This window comes from Aquamicrobium sp. LC103, assembly GCF_001014615.2.
GTDB lineage: Bacteria > Pseudomonadota > Alphaproteobacteria > Rhizobiales > Rhizobiaceae > LBCQ02.
On sequence record NZ_LBCQ02000004.1, the window covers coordinates 1 to 20,412 of the forward strand.

General features: G+C 61.0%; 21 protein-coding genes. 9 read left to right on the plus strand and 12 right to left on the minus strand.

The genetic code is table 11. The features are described 5' to 3' along the window. Positions 1 to 638: 638 nt before the first annotated feature. Together XW59_RS08750 and XW59_RS08755 are read right to left on the minus strand one after the other, a co-directional pair. The gene (locus tag XW59_RS08750) at positions 639 to 866 is read right to left on the minus strand and encodes a hypothetical protein (protein WP_047144592.1); all 228 of its coding nucleotides are present in this window, start codon (positions 864 to 866) and stop codon (positions 639 to 641) included. A gap of 57 nt (positions 867 to 923) precedes the next feature. Next, the gene (locus tag XW59_RS08755; protein WP_052958069.1) at positions 924 to 2,318 is read right to left on the minus strand and encodes a PAS domain S-box protein; all 1,395 of its coding nucleotides are present in this window, start codon (positions 2,316 to 2,318) and stop codon (positions 924 to 926) included. A gap of 237 nt (positions 2,319 to 2,555) precedes the next feature. Here XW59_RS08755 and XW59_RS08760 point away from each other — a divergent pair, with 237 nt between their 5' ends. From XW59_RS08760 to XW59_RS08785, 6 genes are all read left to right on the plus strand, one after another. Further along, a complete protein-coding gene (locus XW59_RS08760) occupies positions 2,556 to 2,774 on the plus strand; it encodes a hypothetical protein (RefSeq protein WP_047144594.1) in 219 nt (72 codons plus the stop codon). Positions 2,775 to 2,953: 179 nt separating this feature from the next. Next, positions 2,954 to 3,163 (plus strand): hypothetical protein, encoded by a 210-nt coding sequence (locus XW59_RS08765; RefSeq protein ID WP_047144595.1) that lies wholly within the window; start codon positions 2,954 to 2,956, stop codon positions 3,161 to 3,163. 368 nt (positions 3,164 to 3,531) lie between these two features. After that, on the plus strand, positions 3,532 to 4,419 hold the full coding sequence (locus XW59_RS08770) for a helix-turn-helix domain-containing protein (protein ID WP_052958070.1): 888 nt from the start codon (positions 3,532 to 3,534) through the stop codon (positions 4,417 to 4,419). Positions 4,420 to 4,529: 110 nt separating this feature from the next. Then, complete coding sequence (locus XW59_RS08775; protein ID WP_170990116.1) at positions 4,530 to 10,412, plus strand: autotransporter domain-containing protein; 5,883 nt, start codon at positions 4,530 to 4,532, stop codon at positions 10,410 to 10,412. Positions 10,413 to 10,533: 121 nt separating this feature from the next. Further along, positions 10,534 to 11,031: a ferritin-like domain-containing protein gene (locus XW59_RS08780; protein WP_047144596.1), complete on the plus strand. Its 498-nt coding sequence runs from the start codon at positions 10,534 to 10,536 to the stop codon at positions 11,029 to 11,031. Between the two features lie 7 nt (positions 11,032 to 11,038). After that, positions 11,039 to 11,647: an isochorismatase family cysteine hydrolase gene (locus tag XW59_RS08785; RefSeq protein ID WP_082137496.1), complete on the plus strand. Its 609-nt coding sequence runs from the start codon at positions 11,039 to 11,041 to the stop codon at positions 11,645 to 11,647. Between the two features lie 27 nt (positions 11,648 to 11,674). Here XW59_RS08785 and XW59_RS08790 read toward each other — a convergent pair whose 3' ends face one another. From XW59_RS08790 to XW59_RS08815, 7 genes are all read right to left on the minus strand, one after another. Continuing rightward, positions 11,675 to 11,887 (minus strand): hypothetical protein, encoded by a 213-nt coding sequence (locus tag XW59_RS08790; RefSeq protein WP_047144597.1) that lies wholly within the window; start codon positions 11,885 to 11,887, stop codon positions 11,675 to 11,677. Positions 11,888 to 11,951: 64 nt separating this feature from the next. Continuing rightward, a complete protein-coding gene (locus tag XW59_RS29315) occupies positions 11,952 to 12,143 on the minus strand; it encodes a hypothetical protein (RefSeq protein WP_047144598.1) in 192 nt (63 codons plus the stop codon). Between the two features lie 130 nt (positions 12,144 to 12,273). Next, a complete protein-coding gene (locus tag XW59_RS08795; protein ID WP_136068080.1) occupies positions 12,274 to 12,645 on the minus strand; it encodes a hypothetical protein in 372 nt (123 codons plus the stop codon). Next, complete coding sequence (locus XW59_RS08800; protein ID WP_136068101.1) at positions 12,626 to 12,853, minus strand: hypothetical protein; 228 nt, start codon at positions 12,851 to 12,853, stop codon at positions 12,626 to 12,628. Before XW59_RS08800 ends, XW59_RS08795 begins: the two co-directional genes overlap by 20 nt. Before the next feature lie 548 nt (positions 12,854 to 13,401). Continuing rightward, positions 13,402 to 13,569, minus strand: coding sequence for a hypothetical protein (locus XW59_RS29320; protein WP_170990117.1), 168 nt, complete (start codon positions 13,567 to 13,569; stop codon positions 13,402 to 13,404). A 429-nt stretch (positions 13,570 to 13,998) separates the two neighbouring features. Then, positions 13,999 to 14,445, minus strand: coding sequence for an HIT family protein (locus XW59_RS08810; protein WP_047144600.1), 447 nt, complete (start codon positions 14,443 to 14,445; stop codon positions 13,999 to 14,001). A 271-nt stretch (positions 14,446 to 14,716) separates the two neighbouring features. After that, on the minus strand, positions 14,717 to 15,769 hold the full coding sequence (locus XW59_RS08815) for a hypothetical protein (protein ID WP_136068084.1): 1,053 nt from the start codon (positions 15,767 to 15,769) through the stop codon (positions 14,717 to 14,719). Positions 15,770 to 16,125: 356 nt separating this feature from the next. Here XW59_RS08815 and mgtE point away from each other — a divergent pair, with 356 nt between their 5' ends. After that, positions 16,126 to 17,535, plus strand: a complete 1,410-nt coding sequence (gene mgtE, locus XW59_RS08820; RefSeq protein ID WP_136068103.1) for a magnesium transporter — start codon at positions 16,126 to 16,128, stop codon at positions 17,533 to 17,535. A gap of 192 nt (positions 17,536 to 17,727) precedes the next feature. Continuing rightward, positions 17,728 to 18,114, plus strand: coding sequence for a MerR family DNA-binding transcriptional regulator (locus XW59_RS08825; protein ID WP_047144603.1), 387 nt, complete (start codon positions 17,728 to 17,730; stop codon positions 18,112 to 18,114). A 3-nt stretch (positions 18,115 to 18,117) separates the two neighbouring features. Here the strand turns inward: XW59_RS08825 and XW59_RS08830 are convergent, their stop codons facing one another. Beyond that, the gene (locus XW59_RS08830) at positions 18,118 to 18,507 is read right to left on the minus strand and encodes a hypothetical protein (protein WP_047144936.1); all 390 of its coding nucleotides are present in this window, start codon (positions 18,505 to 18,507) and stop codon (positions 18,118 to 18,120) included. 77 nt (positions 18,508 to 18,584) lie between these two features. Between XW59_RS08830 and XW59_RS08835 the strand changes: the two genes are divergently transcribed. Then, entirely contained in the window at positions 18,585 to 18,965 is a 381-nt protein-coding gene (locus XW59_RS08835) for a helix-turn-helix domain-containing protein (RefSeq protein WP_047144604.1), read from the plus strand. Here the strand turns inward: XW59_RS08835 and XW59_RS08840 are convergent. Next, positions 18,962 to 19,438, minus strand: a complete 477-nt coding sequence (locus XW59_RS08840) for an isoprenylcysteine carboxylmethyltransferase family protein (protein WP_047144605.1) — start codon at positions 19,436 to 19,438, stop codon at positions 18,962 to 18,964. The genes XW59_RS08835 and XW59_RS08840 overlap by 4 nt on opposite strands. Then, positions 19,438 to 20,412, minus strand: a complete 975-nt coding sequence (locus tag XW59_RS08845; protein WP_047144937.1) for a DUF1624 domain-containing protein — start codon at positions 20,410 to 20,412, stop codon at positions 19,438 to 19,440. The genes XW59_RS08840 and XW59_RS08845 overlap by 1 nt, the downstream gene beginning before the upstream one ends.

A 20,412-nucleotide genomic window follows, 5' to 3' on the forward strand; every position in this document is an offset into this window, starting at 1 on the left:
TCATGAACTGGCATGACCATGAGGAAGCTAACACAGGTGGCGGGGCGCTGAACATCTCTGGCCCCGTTACCCAGAGAGCGAGGCCCGCCAGGGTGTTGACTAGAGAGGTTTGGTGACGGGCCTCGTGTCGGAACAGGCCAGTACCGACCTGGTCAGCCTGCCAGAAGCTATCAGAAATGTCACCGAGAGAAGAGAGGCCCGCCAGACGTCTCGGGTAAAGGCAGATGACGGGCCTCATGCCGATGCGGCTTGTATCGGCGGTGTGATGATGCGCCTGAACCGCGGCATTGTCACGTTAGCCATAGAAAGAGGCCCGCCGTGGGAAAAAGCGGGGGGCTGGGACGGCGGGCCTCATGCCGGAACAGGCCGGTGCCGGCAAAACGACTATGCTCCTGAATGTCGGGGAAGACCATAGGGACGACCTTCCCCGACTCCCTTGTCGCGAAAGGCCGTATGAGAGCGTTGGAAAGACCCGTCGCGCGATCCGAACTACCGCGCTGGCTGATTGTTCCCGACTATGTTGGCTTCCGCGTTACGTCCACAGATGCTTTGCTTCACGCTTGAGCCGATCGCGGTCGTTGCCAAACTTGATCAGGCGACGGGCTACATCGAGTGCGATCCCATTCCACAAAGAAATGCTAGAGCTTTACAAATGCACGAGCGGAAAATCGCATCTGAGCGATTGGCTCGCCCGCCTCGTCGGTGACGTTCATCGTGAGCGTGGAATTTGGGATAAGCTCGCCATCTGCTTCGCTGAGCATGTCGCTGCAGGCCATTACCGCCTGTTCCCAAGCTTTATGCGCATCGGGCAATTCGATGCCAACCTCATCGTCAGCGTCGTGGGTGTGGAAGAAGTACCGCGGCATGTAAACACGCTCCCGGGGGTTTTGGCGAGAACCCATCTGGAGCACGTTGGTTCCTCATCACTCGATCAAGCGGTCTTTGGGTATTCGGATTGTGATCGTCAGCCCCTCGGATGTGAATTCGCGCCTGAACTCACCACCCAGAGCACCGGAGATCGCAGCCTTGGTTAGCAGTGTGCCGAAGCCTTCGTTGTCGGGAGTATAATTTGACGGGAAGGCGCCGTCTTCCTTCCAAATGATATGTACGTCTTCATCCGCTTGCGCGCAGCTAACAGCCACACAGGCATCCGAATTTGCAAGAGCGCCATACTTGGCTGCATTCGTCGCGAATTCATGCAGAAGAAGCGCCAAGTGGGTTACTGCAGGGCCTGACACCACGATATCTTCACCCGTTACCACAACACGGGGCAGCGACGCATCGGAGCTTTGGGTATATGGGCGGGAAATCGCATCGATGAGTGCATGCAAGCTTGTCGCGACGGGCATTCCGCCGCCACTATCTCCAACGACGGGAAGCGTCAGCGAATGCGCTTGGGCCAATGCCGTGAAGCGCTCGCGCACGGATGTCGCTAGTTGCTCTGCCGAATTTGCCGTTCGAGCGCTTAGCGCCACGAGGCTGCCGGCGAGGGTGAACAGATTCTTCACCCGATGATTCATCTCTCTCAGAATAAGGTTCTTCTGATTTTCCGCCCTGCGTCTTTCGGTAACGTCTCGCGCGATCTTCGATGCACCGATGACACGTCCGTGTCGGTTGATAATGGGAGAGACAGCCAGCGAGATATCGATGAGCGTACCGTCCTTGCGCCGACGTACGGTCTCGTAATGGTCGACACGTTCTCCCCGCCGAATTCGCGATAAGATGTCCGGCTCTTCATCTTGCCTGTCCTCGGGGATCAGCATTGTCACCGACTGCCCGACAGCTTCCTCCCTTGTGTAGCCGAATATCTTCTCGGCGCCGCGGTTCCAATCGGTGATGATGCCATTCAGATCCTTCGCCAGAATGGCATCGTCTGAGGATTCAACAATAGCTGCCAGCCGGAGAGAGCTGGTCTCGGCGTCCTTGAGTTCACTGAGGTCGACGAGCATGTTGATGGCGCCAGTCAGTTGTCCAGCGCTATCGAAGAGCGGCGTCGGGAATGGTAGGAAGGGCACTCTCGTGCCGTCCGGTCGTTCAGCAACCGCCTCTTTTCCGACTATCGGCCGCCGCTCCTTCAGCGCCTGCGCCATTGGACACTGGTCATGCGGCAGTTCGGTGCCGTCTGGCCAATAGAGTTTCCATGATCCGCAGAACTCGCTTTTGCCAATCTCGGGGTGGACGCCCCACAGCTTTGCTGCAGCGTTATTGTAAAAGGTGATCCTCCCATGCGCGTCAGTCAGATAGACCGCCGCAGGTATTGATTGCAGCAATTGTTCGGATGTCGGAAGGGCAATCGCAGGATAATCGGAAAGGCTCATTGGCATTCTCCGGAGTTGATGAATTCCGGTCGCCTAAGCCGAACCGTGCCTGCTTCTACAGACAGCAAAGCCTTTAATTTGTGGCACGGCATCTCAATTTAAGCAATTGCGGATATTAGGCGAGCCTCCTTGCAGAGGATCCACACGCCTGGAAGATTCCTTTGTCTGCGTACGGCCGGGGGTCTTTTTGTCGTTTTGAGACATTGACGGTGTGGTGCCAGGTTCTACTTCTTCATCATGCCCTATAGACACGACGCTCTCGACGCCCGCGTGCTTGACCCGGCTGAAATGATGCTGCTGGAGAGGGTGCTGGATATTACCGCCGAGTATGGCGAGAGCGACCGCGAGCGCGATGTTCGGGCTGCGCGAATTGTTGCCAACTACATCATCGGCATCACCGGTGAAAAAGAACTGATAGAGGTCGTCAGTAGGCGAAGGTGGCCCCCGCCTGGATAAGGAGAGTTTAGGCGGACGAGCCTGGTGCCGATTTAGCATACGGGCGACAGAAACAATTCTCCGGCCTCTCGACTTCGATGTGCTCTCCGCTATCTTCTCCGGTATCGGTAGCCAAAATTCAGGACGCTTCCGGGGGTGAGCGGTCATCGTGCTTTCGCCCCAAAGGCAAGGAAGCATTCATGCCACTCCGACACCTTCTCCAAGAATACAATATCGATTCGATGGACGCCGCAGTTATCGAGGCTCTGTTCAATCAAGGTGCGTTCCCCGGCGAAACGAAGCAAGACCGCTATGACAGGGCGAAGCTGCTCATCGAACTCTTCGCGTCGGGCGTGCGGGATAAGGATGCGCTGATAGCCGCGCTTACGAGGATCAGAAAGGCAAGCTGATTTGGCACGCCAGAATCTCAGCGTCAGTCCAGCGCGATCGCCACTCCTAGGCAGATCAGAGCGCTGAACACGAGGATCGTCAGAATTGCCTTGCCGCCGCCAGACATTCCCGTCTCCCAGGACTTACATCTCGCCGGGAAACTAACACGTGGCGGCTGGCATATGGAAGACAACCCCATGAGTGAGTTCGCCAAAGAAGCGGAGGCCAACTGGCAGGCCTTGTGGCGACATCGCCCCAAATCCACGATCCCTGCAATGAAAGGCACCTGACTGCAGACCCCGGTGAAGATATTCGCGCGCCGAGAGATATGAATATGGCGCAACGAAGCTTACGATGCCGACATTGCAATCAGCAGGCAATTCGTTGGATGGAACACTTGTTGCTCCCGAACTCCGGGACGGAATTCGGCCTTCGCACACCGCAAGCTTTGGATGACAATGAAATCATCGATATTCTGGCCCGCGTGGAGGCGATCGATTCTCCCGGCCTGAGCCTTGCCGACCTGGCGAGCTCAGTGGGTCTGAGCCCGTTCCAGCTCAACCGTCGGCTAAAACGCGCCGTCGGCGATACGCTGGGAAATTACCAGCGCAGTCTACGTCTGAACCTGGCTGCGGCGCTTCTTGCCCGCAGCGACCAAAGCATCCTCGATATCGCCTTGCAAACGGGATACGGGAGCCAGGCGGCCTTCAACCACGCTTTCGTCCGGCAGTTCGGCGTGCCGCCCCGCAAGGCAAGGTTGCTTGCCACGACAAGAACTCCCCACCCCGGTCTCCGCCATCGGGCTTTCGCGGAGGCAACGAAGCCGCACAGGCACCGCGATCTTCCCGTTCTCGCCATGAGGTTTCAAGGGGGCTACTCCCATGTCCCGGCCTACTGGCGAACCTTCGCAACGGTCTTGCAACGCGCAGGTCTGGATGTTGCGGACCGGCAGGCAGTGGGCATTTTCTACGAGGACCCCGGGGTAACGCCCCAGCACCTCATTCGCTATGATTGCTGCATTCTCGATCATGAGAGACGTCTGTCCGGCGTTCCCGGACCGTTTCGTGCCGACGTCGTGCGCAGCGGCGAATACGCCAGCCTTGACGTTTCGGGCCTCCATTCCGTCGTGGCTGACGCGGTTTTCGGAATTTGCAGCCTCTGGATGACGACGCATCGGCGCCGATTGACGGCGTGCCCCGCCTACGAGTTCCATCGTCGTCCGCCCTGGAACGAGGAAGGCGCCATAGACGCCACCATCTTTGTCGCCTTCGAGTGACCTGCCGCAATAGCGATCAAAATCGTGTTCCCGAACACTGATATGCAATGCCCTCAAACACAGGGCTTGCGCGTTTTTGCTTAGATGCCCTCGCGAACGCAGGGGCGGATATGCAGAAAGCTACTCTTTTCAGCGCGAACACAGGTCTCCGCGACCCTATCGATAAAAAACCCCGACCGGGTTCACAGCAGCGCCTTCGGATTGCACTCCTCACTTCGAGCGCTATCATCGGCGTCGTCAGTCTTTCCAATCCGTCTCCCGCGACCGCGCAGCAAGTCATCGACGACGGGAATATACATTACGTCCCCCAAGACTATTCCAGCCCATGGGATATCTCCGGCGATCTCATCGTCGGCAATCATCATACGGCATCCCTCATCATTCGAGACGGCGGCGATGCCAGTGCCACACGCCTCTACCTTGGCTTTGGTGCCGGTTCGGTCGGATCGGCAGCGCTCGTCGGCTCGGGAACAAGCTGGCGAAGCGAGGATCTGGTGATCGGGCGGCAGGGAACCGGCCATTTCACCGTGGCGAACGGCGAGGCATCCTCGAATCGAACCTACATAGGCCTCCTCTCAGGCTCGCAAGGCACGGCGTTCGTGCGCGGCGCGGACGCGGTCTGGGACGCCGGCTTCCTCAATATCGGTGCTGCCGGCGCCGGATTTCTGACGGTCGAGAGCCAGGCGACTCTCAACAGCAGCAACGCCATCATAGGAACGTCCGAAACCGCGGCCGGAACGGTCTCCGTAACTGGCCCCGGCTCGCTCTGGTCCACTTCCGATCTGACGGTCGGGCTTGCGGGCGACGGCACGCTCGCGATCGAGAATGGCGGACGGGTGCTGACCGGCAGCCAGGCGATCGTCGGACAGGCCTACGGCAAGAACGGCACGGTTAGTGTGACCGGTTCGGGATCGATGTTCGAGAATGCCGATCGCCTTTATATCGGAGCCGGCGGAGGGGGCACGCTCGATATTTCAGCCGGAGGAGCCGCCAGCGCCCGGTTCGTCGACATCGGGTTTGTCAGTGACGGTTCGGTTCTTGTGACCGGCAGCGGGTCGTCCCTCGAAGCGACTACGGTCACCCTTGGCTATAACGGTTCGGGCACGCTCAGGATCGCCGACGAAGGTCAGGTGACGACGGCCAACGGCGTCCTCGGCGGATATGCGAACGGCACCGGTATCGCGACGGTGACGGGAGCGGGTTCGCACTGGACAACGTCTGGAACGATGAACGTCGGCATGGAGGCAGTCGGTGAACTCAACATAGAGAACGCCGGCCGCGTCACGTCGGCCCAGGGCATTATAGGCAGTGCCGGGAGGGGTTCCGGTACGGTGAAGGTGACCGGCGGCGGCTCGTCATGGGACATTCTCGACAACGGGAGTCTGGGAAACCTGCATGTCGGATATGGAGCGAACGGAACCCTGAACATCGCCGCCGCCGGCACCGTCACGTCGACCTATGGGCACATCGGTAATCTGTCCAGCGGTATAGGCACCGTCAACGTCGGCGGTCCGACCTCCAGTTGGCAAAATGCGCGAACACTTGCCGTTGGCGGAGAGGGGCAAGGCACCCTGACGGTTACCGGCGGGGGCATCGTTACGAGCGAGTCTAGCACCATCGGACAATTCATCGGCTCGAATGGTTCAGCCACCGTGACGGGAAGCGGTTCGCGCTGGAGCAACAGCAACAATCTCACGATCGGAGGCAATGGCACAGGAGCGCTCGAGATCGCGGATGACGGTCTCGTGGAGAATGCCCGTGCGCATATTGGTTCCGGGGCCGGCTCAACCGGCTCTGCCGTGCTCTCCGGTGGAGGGACCTGGACAAACACCGGTGAGCTGGTGGTCGGTTTCGGCGGCGAAGGTTCGCTGGACATCGGTGGCGGTAGCACCGTCAGCGCCACCGAACTTTCGGTCGCCCGAAACGTGGGCTCGACCGGTGCGGTGACTGTTACGGGCGACGGTTCGATTTGGACTACCCACGGGGCCCTCAATGTCGGTTTGCGCGGCACCGGTACGCTGGCCATCGAAGATGGCGGCAAGGTCGAGAGCATTTGGAGTTATGTGGGCAACGGGACCGGCTCGACCGGAACGGTAATGGTTTCAGGCGACGACTCGGTCTGGTCCAACTCCCTCCTGGTGGTCGGCGAGCTTGGCAGCGGCACGATGAACATCGAGGCCGGAGGGAAAGTCGAGAACATCAACGGCTATGTGGGCTTGTCGTCGGGATCGTCGGGCACGGTGGCCGTTTCGGGCGAAGGCTCGCTCTGGACCAATTCCGGCATCCTTCAGATCGGCGGTTCCGGTAATGGCGAACTGGCCATCGAGAGTGGTGGCAGGGTCGAGAACAGCTCGAGCTATGTGGGCTTTGCGTCGGGGGTGTCCGGCACCGTGGCGGTTTCGGGCAGTGGTTCGGTCTGGTCCAACTCCGGCACTGTCTCCGTCGGCGCTGCGGGCATCGGCTCGTTGGGCGTTTCGGATGGCGGCAGCGTCTCCGTCGCAAACGGCTCGGGTAGCATTGCGCTGGCGCGAGATGGTTTTGGGATCGGGACCATCAATATCGGTGCTGCCTCGGCGGATCCGGGCGATGCGATCGGGGCGGGAGCACTGCATGCCGGGCGGGTCGAGTTCGGCATAGGTGCCGGTGCGCTGAACTTCAATCATACCGAAAGCGCATACGATTTCGAGCCGTCGCTGGCGAGCACGCGTATAGGTCACCATAGCATCAACCAATATGCGGGAATCACGCGCCTCACCGGGGATAGTTCCGCCTTCGCGGGTATGACGACTGTTTCCGGAGGCTCTCTGATCGTCGCCGATCGGCTGAACGGGGCGGCATCGGTGACCGGCGGACGGTTTCAGGCCGACGGAATATTTGGTGGAAACGTCAACGCCACGGGTGAAGGTGCGGTCTCAGGAACGGGCACGATAACCGGCGATGTGCGGCTCACCAATCGCGGCGTCCTTTCGGGCACGCAAGGTTCGACGCTGACGATCGGCGGCGATCTTGCCCTGGATGCGGGATCGGACGTGAACGTTACCCTCGGCGGCGCGCCCGCAGAGGCGCTGTTCGATGTCGCCGGCGATCTGACGCTGGCTGGCTCGTTGAACGTGATCGACCGGGGCGGGCTCGGGATCGGCGTCTATCGCCTTTTCGATTACGCAGGGAGTCTGACCGACAAGGGCCTCGCCATCGGCTCGACGCCGGCCGGTATCGAACCGGATGCTCTCTTCATACAGACCTCGGCCGCCAATCAGGTCAATCTGGTTTCCAGCGCCGGGGCAGAGCTCGGCTTCTGGGACGGTGGCGACGCGGCATTGCGGGACAATGACGCCATCGACGGCGGCTCCGGGAGATGGCGGGCAGATGGGCGTAACTGGACGACGATCGACGGAGCGCTCAACGGTCCCTACCGGCCAAATCCGACATTCGCCATCTTCCAGGGACGGACGGGAACCGTCACGGTCGATGCCAGCGCCGGCGCGATCGGCGCGACCGGCATGCAGTTCGTCACCGACGGCTATCGCATCGAAGGCGATTCCATCTCGCTCGAAGGCATGGGCGGCAAAAGCATCATCCGCGTCGGCGACGGTACGGCTGGAGGCGCTGCCACGACAGCGACCATCGCCTCGTCGCTGACCGGGTCGTCTCGCCTGGTCAAGACCGATCTCGGCACGCTGATTCTGGAAAGTGCGAACAGCTACGCCGGCGGTACGGAACTACGCGCCGGTACGCTTTCGGTTTTCTCGGACGCGCATCTCGGCGCGGCCTCGGGCGACCTGATCTTTTCCGGCGGCATTCTGAACACCTCGGCGAATTTCGACACGGCGCGCGCGGTGACGCTCGATGCGGCGGGGCGCTTCGATGTCGCCGCCGAAACGACGCTCGGCCTGACTGGGACCGTCTCGGGTTCGGGCGACCTCGTAAAGACGGGCTCCGGCACGCTGACGCTCTCGGGCGTGAACAGCTATCAGGGCGATGCGCTGGTGGAAGCAGGCACGCTGGTTGGCAATGCCGCGTCCGTTCGAGGCAGTATCCGCAACGCTTCGACGGTGATCTTCGACCAGGGCGCCGATGCAGCCTTTGCCGGCGACATTGCCGGCCTCGGCGGCACGGACGGCCAAATGATCAAGCGCGGCGGCGGCGTTCTCGCGCTTGATGGCGCTTCGTCGCTCGACTGGACGGTCGAGGCGGGGGGCCTTGTTTCGGCGTCGGAGCGCTTTTCGGGCGATCTGGCGCTCGGGACGGGCGCTTCCTTCGCCTTCGATCAGAACTACGGCGGCGCCTATGCAGGCGCGATCTCGGGCGCGGGCGATCTCATCTTTACCGGCGGCGGCGCGGTGCAACTGACCGGTGACAGTTCCGGCTTTACCGGGCTGGGCACGGTCGAGGGGAGTACACTGATCGTCAACGAGGCGTTCGGCGGCAGCCTCGCCGTCCTTGACGGTGGCGTTCTCGGCGGCGCCGGCACCGTGGGCTCCGGTGCAGGCTCGATGGTGACCATCGCCTCGGGCGGCATTCTGGCGCCGGGCAACTCCATCGGCAGGCTCAAGGTCGATGGCGATCTGCTGATCGAAGACGGTTCACGTTACGAGGTGGAAGTAGCCCCGGGCGGCAGCGACAGCGACAGCGTCGCTGTGACGGGGACCGCCACGCTCGAAGGCGGGACGGTCGCCCATATCGGTGCCACCGGTGAATATGATCTGCGCTCGACCTACACGATCCTGTCGGCGGGAACCCTGGATGGCGAGTTCGGGGAAGTGACCTCGGATTTTGCCTTCCTGACGCCGGACCTGATCTATGATTATGGCGCGGGCACCGTCGATCTCGAACTGACGCGCAACGATCGTGATTTTGTTTCCGCTGCAGCGACCCGCAACCAGATCGCCACGGCAAACGGCATCGAGGGCATAGGTTTGAATGCTGGCCATGCCGTCTATGACGCCATCGCCCAGCTTGCTGATGACGACCAACTGATCCGTGCCAGCTTCGATGCGCTCTCGGGCGAGATCCACGCCTCGGTACAGACCGCATTAGTCGAGGACAGCCGCTTCATCCGCAACGCCGCCAATGACCGCATCCGCGCGGCGTTTGCGGTAGCGGGTGCCTCCTACGCACCCGTTCTGGCCTATGGCCCTGGCGTGACGCCGATGGCCGTGGGTGCCGATCATGCCGGTCCGGTCTTCTGGAGCCACGGTTTTGGCTCCTGGGGGTCGACCAACAGCGATAACAACGCCGCATCCCTCGATCGCTCGATCGGCGGTCTGCTGATCGGCGCGGATGGTCTTGTCGGCGATTGGCGCGTCGGCCTTCTGGCCGGCTACAGCCGTTCGACCTTCAAGGCCAATGACCGGGTCTCATCCGGCTCAAGCGACAATTACCATCTCGGCCTTTATGGCGGCACTCAATGGGGCGATATCGCGTTGCGCACCGGTGCGGCCTACACTTGGCACGACATCGAGACCAATCGCTCGGTCGCCATCCCCGGCCTCTCCGACAGCCTGACCGGCAGCTACGGTGTCGGCACGGTGCAGGCCTTCGGCGAGCTGGGCTACGGCATCGATCTGGGCGATACGCGTCTCGAACCTTTTGTCAATCTTGCTCATGTGCATGTTCATACGAACAGCTTCACCGAGGCCGGCGGCGCAGCCTTGCTGACTGGTAGCGGCAGAAATACCGATGTGACGTTCACCACCCTCGGCGTTCGTGGCGAACACGCCGTGACCCTCGGCAAGATGGAGGTCGCGCTCTCTGGCATGGTGGGCTGGCGACACGCCCTTGGCGACACCACACCAGAAAGCACCCATGCCTTCTCAGCCGGCGACGCCTTCACCATCGATGGCGGGCCGATCGCCAGGAACAGCGCCGTCATTGAGGCCGGTCTTGATCTCGACCTCACCCCGGACGCTACTTTCGGGCTGTCCTACCAGGGCCAGTTGGCCTCGGGTGCCCACGACCATGGGTTCAGGGCAAATCTGGCGATCAGGTTCTAGGAGGCAGCCGGGTTGGTCTTTACACGTCCGTGATCACATTTTTATCCCGCCTACGTCCGTCCGGAACCGAATGCACTCCTGAATATTGTGGGAGCTCAGGGGGCGTAGAAGGAAAGACGAGATGGCCAAAGAAAAGAACCTGGAAGACCTGTTCCACGAAACCCTCAAGGATATTTTCTACGCCGAGAAGAAAATTCTGAAAGCGCTACCCAAGATGGTGAAGGGCGCGCAATCAGACGATCTCAAGGGCGCATTCGAAAAGCATAGGGACCAAACGGAGGCGCACGTCGAGCGGTTGGAGAACGTGTTCGAGATGATGGGCAAGAGGGCCAGGGGAAAAACCTGCCCGGCTATCGACGGCATCATCGAGGAAGGCGAGGAAATTATGGAGGAGTTCAAGGGCACGCCTGCTTTAGATGCCGGGCTGATTTCAGCAGCGCAAGCGGTCGAACACTATGAGATCACGCGCTACGGCACGCTACGGCGCTGGGCAAAAGAGCTTGGCATGGATGACGCGGCCAAATTGCTCGACCAGACACTTCAGGAAGAATCGCAAACCGACACCGACCTTACCAAGCTGGCGGAAACGGCGGCTAATCAGAAGGCGATGGCAGCGTGAAGCCTGCATGGCCGCAGACGGGTTGATCCAAGGGCCGCTAGGTGCCGAGTGCCTGCATGTGTGCGTCGACATGCAGCGCCTGTTTTGGCCTGGCGGCCCTTGGGGTGTGCCGTGGATGGAAAAGGTGTTGCCGGCAATCGAGGAACTTGCAGCCAGCCATCCCAGCCAGTCACTCTTCACACGGTTCATCCCCGCCGATCGCCCTGGCGACGGGCCAGGCATGTGGGGGCTTTACTATCGTCGCTGGGAGGAAGTGACGCTCTCCAAGGTCGACAATGGACTGATTGAGCTAATGCCGCAGCTCATGCGCTTTGTCCCCCCGGCACAGCTTCTCGATAAAAGGGTCTATTCGCCTTGGACAGAGGGGAGGTTGGACGCAATGCTGCGGGGATCGACCATAACCACGCTGGTGATCACCGGAGGCGAGACCGACGTGTGTGTCCTTGCTACCGTGCTCGGCGCCATTGATCGTGGTTACAGAGTGGTGCTGGTAACGGATGCGATTTGCAGTTCAGCTGATAACACTCACGATGCGCTAATGGAACTTTATCGCACCCGCTTCAGCCAGCAGGTTGAACTGGCGTCGATGCGTGAGGTTCTGGAAGGCTGGCGTTAATTTGGGCGGGCCAATCTTGGTTGGATTTTATTTTTCGATGATCTGACCGCGCTTCAGGTCGAAGACGCCGCTATCCGATTGCTCCGCGAAATCGTCTTGCAACTCCCCCCACGTTCCAAGGTAGCCGCCGCATGTGCTGCAGTGGATCGGAGTGCCATCCTTAGCGCCCTCCGGGATGTCGAGATAGATCGTCCCGCAGGTCTTGCAATCCAGCTTCTGGTCGAGGCGTTTGTCGCGCATGCCGCACTATGCGCTGAACGGGCGATGTTTGCGAGTCATTGCTATGACCGCGCCGCGAGCCTCTTCATTTGCTGCGTATAGCGGCTTCCTTGGCTTCGCTGATGGCCATGTCGATCAGGTATTCCAGCATTAGCTCGTCCGCATCAGCAGCAAGCTTTCGCGCCTCCTCGAGGATATCCGCGATGGCTTGGAGATTAGTTCTCCGCCGGTCGATGCTCGAAACAGAACCACCGCGGCGCTTCCTTTTCTGCTGCATATCCGAAGCTCCCCCACTTCTTGCAGCCGTCATGCTCGCACCAATGTTCGAAGGTGCCAACAGGTGCGAGCGAAGGACGCATATCCTGTTTTGAAGATTCCTCGCTTATTCGAACAAGGCTGGGCCGGGATTAACCTCGCAGCGAGTCCGGCACCCGAAGCGGCCCGCTTTCGAGGATCGGTCGCCATTCATCAGTGCGGAACCATGTATCTTTCCTGCCTTTAGCACGATCGGACGGATCGAAGGGTTCTCCGCCGAAGGCTTTGATGAATTCCTGGGCATGCACTCGCTCCTGGAAGCAATAAATGCGGAAGGTGGCGAGCTTACCATCGGGCCAGATTGCGATGACTGAGCGCGCCCGCGGTGATGCAGAACGTGCCCTGCAGAAGGCGTCGAGGATCCAATAGTTCTCGCGACAGCAAAGGTCGTCGAGGATAGCTACCTGATGCGGCCATTCACGATCGATTCGCGCCGTCGAAAGCTCACCCTTGCGTTTCGACATCGTTTGCCTGTCGCAGGTGCCATCCTCGGGAAAAGCCGTGCGAGACAGCAGCGAGCGCCATCGCGAGTTCATAATTGAGCTCATGCTGTCGAGAGATCAAAGCGTCGATCGCGGAGCGGAGATCGCCGTCGAAATTTCTAATCAGGGCTTCCGCTTCGGACAAAGCTTCGCCGTCGGGAGCCGGGGAGGGCGCCGATGCCATGGTCATCACCGTTTTTCGTGTGTCTGTGCATATTAGCATGCCATCACCTAATTGACGGCGCAAGGCATTTGTTCCTATTTCGTTCACATGCCAGAAACCTACCGACCGCCGAGATTTGCGCTCTATAAGTTGATCAGTGAGAATGCCGATCAGGGGCATCTGGTCCAGGTTCAGTGCTGTGGTGTGCGCTACTACCTACCGGCCTATCTCATGCGCCTCTTTGGCGACTTTCCGTCAGCATGGATTCCCGCCCTCCTCGACACGCGGCACCACGATTTCCACAGCGGACGATTTCAGTGGAGAAAGTCAGGGTTCGGCCGTGGGACACCGGCTTCGTAACATATTGATCTTTAATGCTCGGCTGATTGACGCCGTGGGACACAAAAGTCGCGGAAATGCGCCTGTTGCGGCTGATTGCCGAGTCTTCTCGACCGCACCATTCTCCTCTGAGAGCTGTTGCTTTTCAATGCTTTGCCGGCATTTTTACCCGCACCGGTTCATGGGCGGGGCATGTCTTTCTCTTCGACCTGCCTTGTCGCTCGTATGTGTGCTCGTCACGGCTTCACGATCCCCTTATGAACGGCAACCATTGCCACGCCTACCCAGAAGCAAGCCGTGAGCATACTTCCCCAGTCAGCCTGGGAGCCGTTGAGAAGCTTGGTTGCCTGATGGATAGAGGACCCGATCACGAAGAGAATCCAGAACCACAGGGGCTTCAGCATGAAACGGGCTCCTTCATGACACCCTCGCTCCGCGGGATTCGAGTCTCGGGCCGGCGTCGCCGGTGACCAGGTGAAGATCATCCGCCAAGAGGAGGGGGACGCTTGGTTCCGCATTCATCGTCGCTGACGTTGCCGATCCCGATGCAACGCTAGCGAGCGCGTTTCCTGACGAAGCCAATAGCCATCAACATGGCGCCGATGGCGAAGGTTGGAACGAAGAACCGCAGCGCTTCCCAATCGTCCCAACGGAGTTCGACCTCTCCGCATCCCGTCGGGTTCATGCCGCATGCGAAGGCGTTCAGCCACCACCACGCTGCAAAGGTCGCTCCGAAAATCACGGCGCCGAGAATGATGAAAGCGACTGGCGACATCAACATACGGTAGCGGGGGCAAAATTGCCTGGCAACCGGCCGCGTTTGGCGCGGACACTCACCCGCCATTCAGGCATTCGCGAATGCGATCCGCAGTGGTCGCGAACTCGTCGTTCGTCGGACGAGGCGGAATGCGGTAGGTGACCGTCTCCTCGGCGATATAGCGCCTGGAAGTCAGATCGTCGCTGGCCACCATCGGCACCACATGCGCATGCACGTGAGGAACGTCGGTTCCGGTGAACGCGAACCCGACGCGCTCGACGCCGTAGATTCGCTTGTGCGCCCGAGCGATCTTCTGGCCGACGACAGCTATTTCCGAGAGAAGGTCGCCTGGCAGTTCGTCAAAACAGGTATGGTGCTCTCTCGGGACGATCTGGGTGTGCCCCGGCCGGATCGGATTGATATCGAGAAACGCGACTATGCTGGCGGTCTCGAAAACCATGTTCGAGGATACCTCGCCAGAGGCGATCTTGCAGAAGATGCAATGTCCGTTCGCGGATTTCATGTGCAACACCTAAACATCTGGGATGGGCGGAGGCCGCCGAACTCAAACGGCGGGGAGGACGGGTGAGGCCGCCTGCATGGTGGCTTTCCGGCAGAATCGAGCAGCGCGACCCGTTCAAACCGGCCAACCGCCCTGCCTGGAGGCGGGCGAGGCGCCCACGGCTGCGATGACCGGCGGCATGGGACATCTCCTGGCTAGGTGCAGAAAAAGATCAAAGCACACCGTTTGATCGGCCGCAACCAGGTGGCCACAGGAGGGAGGTGGCTTTGCGTTACAGACCTTTGGTCGTGACGAGAAGTTCTGCGTCATTGGAAAATGAATAGATGCTTCGATCTAACTGAGGGCTCCTACCCTTTCGGCCTGGCTGGATATCAAAGGATATCCCTGCTTTGTTCAACACATCGCGAATATATTTCTCTCGATCGTCCAAATTGCCAGCATCTACGACTTTCAAAGCGATACCTGATGGCGGTGGATTGCCGATGCCCATTACAGAGGGCATTTTAACCTGCCAACCGGCTCTCCCGAAAGCTGCGGCGAAGCCAGCGGCCAACGTGCGAGCATCGGCTGCTGCCATGTCCTGAGCGATATGAACCTCACCAGGGTAAACAGAGACAGCCCGTGCAATGGCGTCGATTTGTTCCGTGGTTAGACGCCGAGGGGATAGCTCCCTCACTTGTGTTTCTAATACATAGAGGCGTCGGCGCGCTTCATCTGGCGAGGCGCCATCGAGTTTTTCTCTATAGGCGTCCACCCGCTCCTTGAGTGTTTGAACACGTTCACTGAACATGAAGCGACCTGATGCCCACCCGATCGCCAGAAGGGCAACACCGATTGCAGTAAACGACCATGGGGCTAGTTCGATTAACGGCCATACCTTCTGCAGGTCATCGATAATTTCCACGCCCCCACCTTTAGGAAAATAATCTAAAATCCATATCAGGAAACCAAAGATGGCGCGTGGCGGCAATAGAACAGGTGGCGAGCGTAAACCGCATATCCCCAATAAAGCATGATCGAGTTGTAGACAGATCGTGAGGCAACGGCAGATCTGCTTTGCAGGATCCAGTTTTGCGCGATCTCGATACCGATCCTCATCCGCCCGCTGACACACTGCCAAATGCACGGGGCGCCACTGCTCAGTCGGTCCACCTCGCCTTCTTGCCCGTCTTCGAACGGGGCGTTTTCTCAAGCGACTTCCTGGCTTGTTTGATGACCTCGACGGGTCGCGAGCTATCGTCGGGAGGCCTTCGTCTGCTTGAACGATCGTCTCGTCCAGCGGGCGGTCGTTGGTCCCGGTGGTTATCTTTGCTTTGGCTGCCATCTTTCGATCTTCCTGCCGAAGAAGCGCGAGACCTTGAAAGTTTTACCCCACCGCCCTGAACCGCGACATTAGGGCGAGCCGGTCTGCGACTTCGTCCCCGTGGCTCAGCCCTTGGCCGAGCCGGCATAGGCGGCGAACCTCGTCGGCCCCTGTTCCGCCGAATGTCGCCGCCGCCGCTTGCCGCCGTCCTGGAGGCCGATCGCGACGGCTCCACCTTCATCCAGATGACAATCTTGTGCGGCATTGGCTTTCTTGGCCGTGTCGGCGGCGGTTCGGCTTTGTGTTTGCGGTCGCACCGCGTTACAGGGGTAGCAATCTCCTGAGATTGTCGTTGGTAGGAGGCGCCGTTGGAAAACATGAACGAAACCGCTCCAGGCGCCGGCACCGCGGACGGCGCGCGCGCCGACATCTATGACGAGGACGGCGTCATCCGCCATTCCTTCCTCGACCACGTCAACGCGGCGATCGCGGACGGCGACACCGGCACCCTCAGGGAAGACGTAGGCTCGCTGCACCAGTCGGAAGTGGGCGACCTGCTCGAGGCGCTGATGCCGGAGCAGCGGCGCGAGCTCGTGCGGCTGATGGGCACGGATTTCGACTTCACCGCGCTCACCGAGGTCGACGAGGCGATTCGCCTCGACATCGTCGAGAACCTGCCCAACGAGCAGATCGCCCAGGCCGTCCAGGAGCTCGATTCCGACGACGCGGTCTACATCCTCGAGGACCTCGACCAGGAGGACCAGGACGAGATCCTGGCGCAGCTTCCGTTCACGGAGCGCATCCGTCTGCGCCGTTCGCTGGACTATCCGGAAGAGACCGCCGGCCGGCGCATGCAGACCGAATTCGTCGCCGTGCCGCCGTTCTGGACCGTCGGTCAGACGATCGACTACATGCGCGAGGACAACAATCTTCCCGACAGCTTCAGCCAGATATTCGTCATCGACCCGACCTTCCGCCTCGTCGGCGCGGTCGACCTCGACCGCATCCTGCGCACGCAGCGCTCGGTGCGCATCGAGGACGTCATGCACGAGACGCGCCACGCGATTCCGGCGACGATGGACCAGGAAGAGGCCGCGCAGGTCTTCGAGCAGTACGATCTGCTCTCCGCCGCCGTCGTCGACGAGAACGACCGGCTCGTCGGCGTGCTGACCATCGACGACGTGGTCGACGTGATCCAGGAGGAGGCGGAGGAGGATCTCCTGCGCCTCGGCGGCGTCGGCGACGAGGAGCTTTCCGACAGCGTGCTCGCCGCCTCGCGCTCGCGCGTGCCGTGGCTGATGGTGAACCTGGTGATGGCCTTCCTCGCCGCGTCCGTCATCAGCCTGTTCGACGCCACCATCCAGCAGATCGTGGCGCTTGCGATCCTCATGCCGATCGTTGCGGGCATGGGCGGAAATGCGGGCTCGCAGACCATGACCGTCACGGTGCGCGCGCTCGCCACGAAGGATCTCGACATCTACAATGCCGGCCGCATCATCCGCCGCGAGATCGGCGTCGGCTTTCTCAATGGAATCATTTTCGCGACGCTCATCGGCATCGTCGCCGGTTTCTGGTTCCAGGATGCCGACCTCGGCGTCATCATCGCCACAGCGATGGTGATCAACATGTTCGTCGCCGCCTTCGCGGGCATCATGATCCCGCTGCTGCTCGACCGGTTCGGCGCCGACCCGGCGGTGGCGTCGGCCGTTTTCGTGACGACGACCACGGACGTGGTCGGCTTCTTCGCCTTCCTCGGTCTCGCAACATGGTGGTTCGGCCTGTTGTGATCGACGCCGGAGAAGCTGGTCTTTTCCCTCCGGAATTGACTTTTACGTAAGTGCCATGCGAAATTCGCCGACTGAGCATCGGTCCCGAGGTGACAGGTTCGCCTCCGGGTCGCCCGGTGCTCCAACAAGGATCGCCTTTGCGCATCGATTGTGGCACCTGGCGGTCCCGCCAACGGCAGGATTGGATCGGCGATGCGGGAATTTTATTCGATTACCGAACTGACCCGCGAATTCGGCATCTCGACGCGGACGATCCGGTTCTACGAGGACGAAGGCCTCGTCCAGCCGGTGCGCCGCGGGAGGACCCGGCTCTTCCGTCCGTCCGACCGCCATCTCATCCGTCAGGTCATCCGCGGGCGCCGGCTCGGCTTCTCGATCAACGAGATCCGCGAGATCATCCAGATCTACAAGGAGCCGCCGGGCGAGGTCGGGCAGCTCAAGCTGATGATCAAGCGCATCGAGGAAAAGCGCGAGGAACTGCGCCAGAAGCGGCGCGACCTCGAAGAGACGCTTTCCGAGCTCGACCACGCGGAGGAATCCTGCGTCGAGCGGCTGGTCGAGCTCGGCGTCAGCACCTGATCGTCAGTCCGCAACGCGCGGCTGGCTGGCTCCGACCGCGTGATCGACGACGGAACGCCACGAGCCGTCCGGTTGGCGTCTGGCGATCTCCGCCGAGCTTCCCTCGGCGATCGGCCTGCCTTGGGTATCGCTGATCGACCAGTCGGCGCGCAGCAGCGCCAGATCGCCCGAGACGATGCAGAAATTGTTTCGCGAGATCATCCTTCCGGAAAGATCCAGCAAGGCGCGCAGCGAGGCTTCGATGGCCGGCAGGCCGACATCCGTCGCCTGTGTCTGGGCGTTCTGGTGTGCTGCCCCGCTCTCGTAGAGCGAGAGCATGCCTTCGAGGTCTCGCGCGTTGTACAAGCTCGCAAATGTTGCATTGAGCTCGCGCGGATGCATGACTTTGACCATGGGCTTGTCCTTTCGATTCACCGGAATCGGGTTCAAGCACGCCGCCACGGAACTATCCAAACGGGAAGGAATGGCCAATGCACGCCGAAACGAAGCTGCCGGGCCTCGCCGAAGAGCCGTCCGCGAGACGACCGGATGAGTGCGTGGTCGAGTTCTGGCTCGCCCTTCTCGGACATCGCTGGAACGCGCTCGTCCTCTGGCATCTGAAAGCCGGAGCGAAGCGCAATGGCGAGCTGATGAAGGCGCTGCCGGGCATTTCGCCGAAAGTGCTGACGGAGCGGCTCGACGCGCTTTGCGAAACGGACCTGGTGACGCGGATCTCGGAAGCCACGTTTCCGCGCGGCGTCACCTATCTGCTGACCCCGAAGGGGCGACGGCTCGTCGCGATCCTCGATCAGCTCGACATCTGGGCGCGGACCGGCCGCGGCGGGAGCGACGACCCTGCGTTAACGACCTAGATCCACCGCCTGACGCGTTTGGCGTAGTCGCGGTACTTCTTGCCGAAACGGGCCTCGAGATGCTTCTCCTCGCGCTCGATCGCGAGCTTCTGGGTGACGAACGCTGCGACCAGTCCGAATACCAGGAACCAGGCGATGCCGGAGATCAGTCCGATCCCGAACATGATCATGGTGTTGCCGAGATAGATCGGGTTGCGGGTGAAGGAGAAGGCGCCGCTCGTCACCAGATGCTCCGAGGCGCGATGGGGCAGGACGGTCGTTTTGGCGCGACGCATCGTCTGCATGGCGGAGACGTCGATCGCTATCGCGCCGAGCACGACCAGCAGGCCGACGGCGAACAGGAACTCCGACAGCGGCGAACCGAACCAGGGGAGGGGAACGAGCCAGCCGGCGATGACGCTGACCGCGATCGCCGCCAGATAGATCAATGGCGGCCAGGGTAGCGTGTTGGGTCTTTCCTGGAATTCGGCCATCACTGCTCCTCCTCGACCGACACCTCGCTGTCGAATGTGCACGCGCTCACGATTTCCTGCAACCGGGAGGCGGTTTCCGCGCTCGGGCGGCCTTCATAGACCTCGGCGAAACGGCCTTCCGATTCGAGCCGGTCGAGCACGCAGACGCAGTAGAGCGAGCAGAACTCGGCCGATTCGGTCGCTTCGCACTGCGCCCGGCAGGCGCCGGTGAAGCGCGCCTCGCGGCTTGCCTCGCTCGGCGGCACGATCTGCGAGAACAGCCAGATGCAGGCGATGAGGATCGGCTGATGGGCGAGGTAGAAGGCGAGGCTGTGGCGGCCCGCGAGCTGCACCGGCTCGCTCCAGCGCCCGAGCGACCAGGAGCGCATCCGTTCGAAGAGGCCCGCACCGTCGGCCAGCTTCGCCGCCGCGATGCCGAGAAGCACGGCGCCGAACCATGGGAAGAGCGGCACATAGTCGTTGGAGCGCGGATGGGCGGAGGAGAGCCCCACCCACCAGAGCGTGGGGTGGTCGAATGCGGACGAGCGGAAATATTGCGGCAGCGCGATGACGGCAATCGCGGCAAGCACGACGACGACGGCCGGCAGGCGCAGGAAGGCGAGGCCCAGCAGGCTCGCCAGCGCGATCTGGTGCAGGATGCCGAAGAAGATGAAGCCGCCCGGCACCGCGACATAGGTGACGATCGAGATCGCCAGGGCGGCGCCGGCCACCATCGCGAGCCGCTTGAGGAAGGGTCGCCAGCGGATGGAATTCGCATGCGCAAGGAACAGGCTGACGCCGACGAGGAACAGGAAGGACGAGGCGATGGCGCGCGCGAAAAGCTTCCAGCCGCCCTGGGTCGTCAGGCCCGGATCGGCATATCCGAAGAATTCCAGGTCCCAGGTGAAGTGGTAGATCGCCATCGCGACGAGCGCGGCGCCGCGGCCAAAATCGATGGCCGTGATGCGGCGTTTGTGGTTTATCGTGTGCTGCAC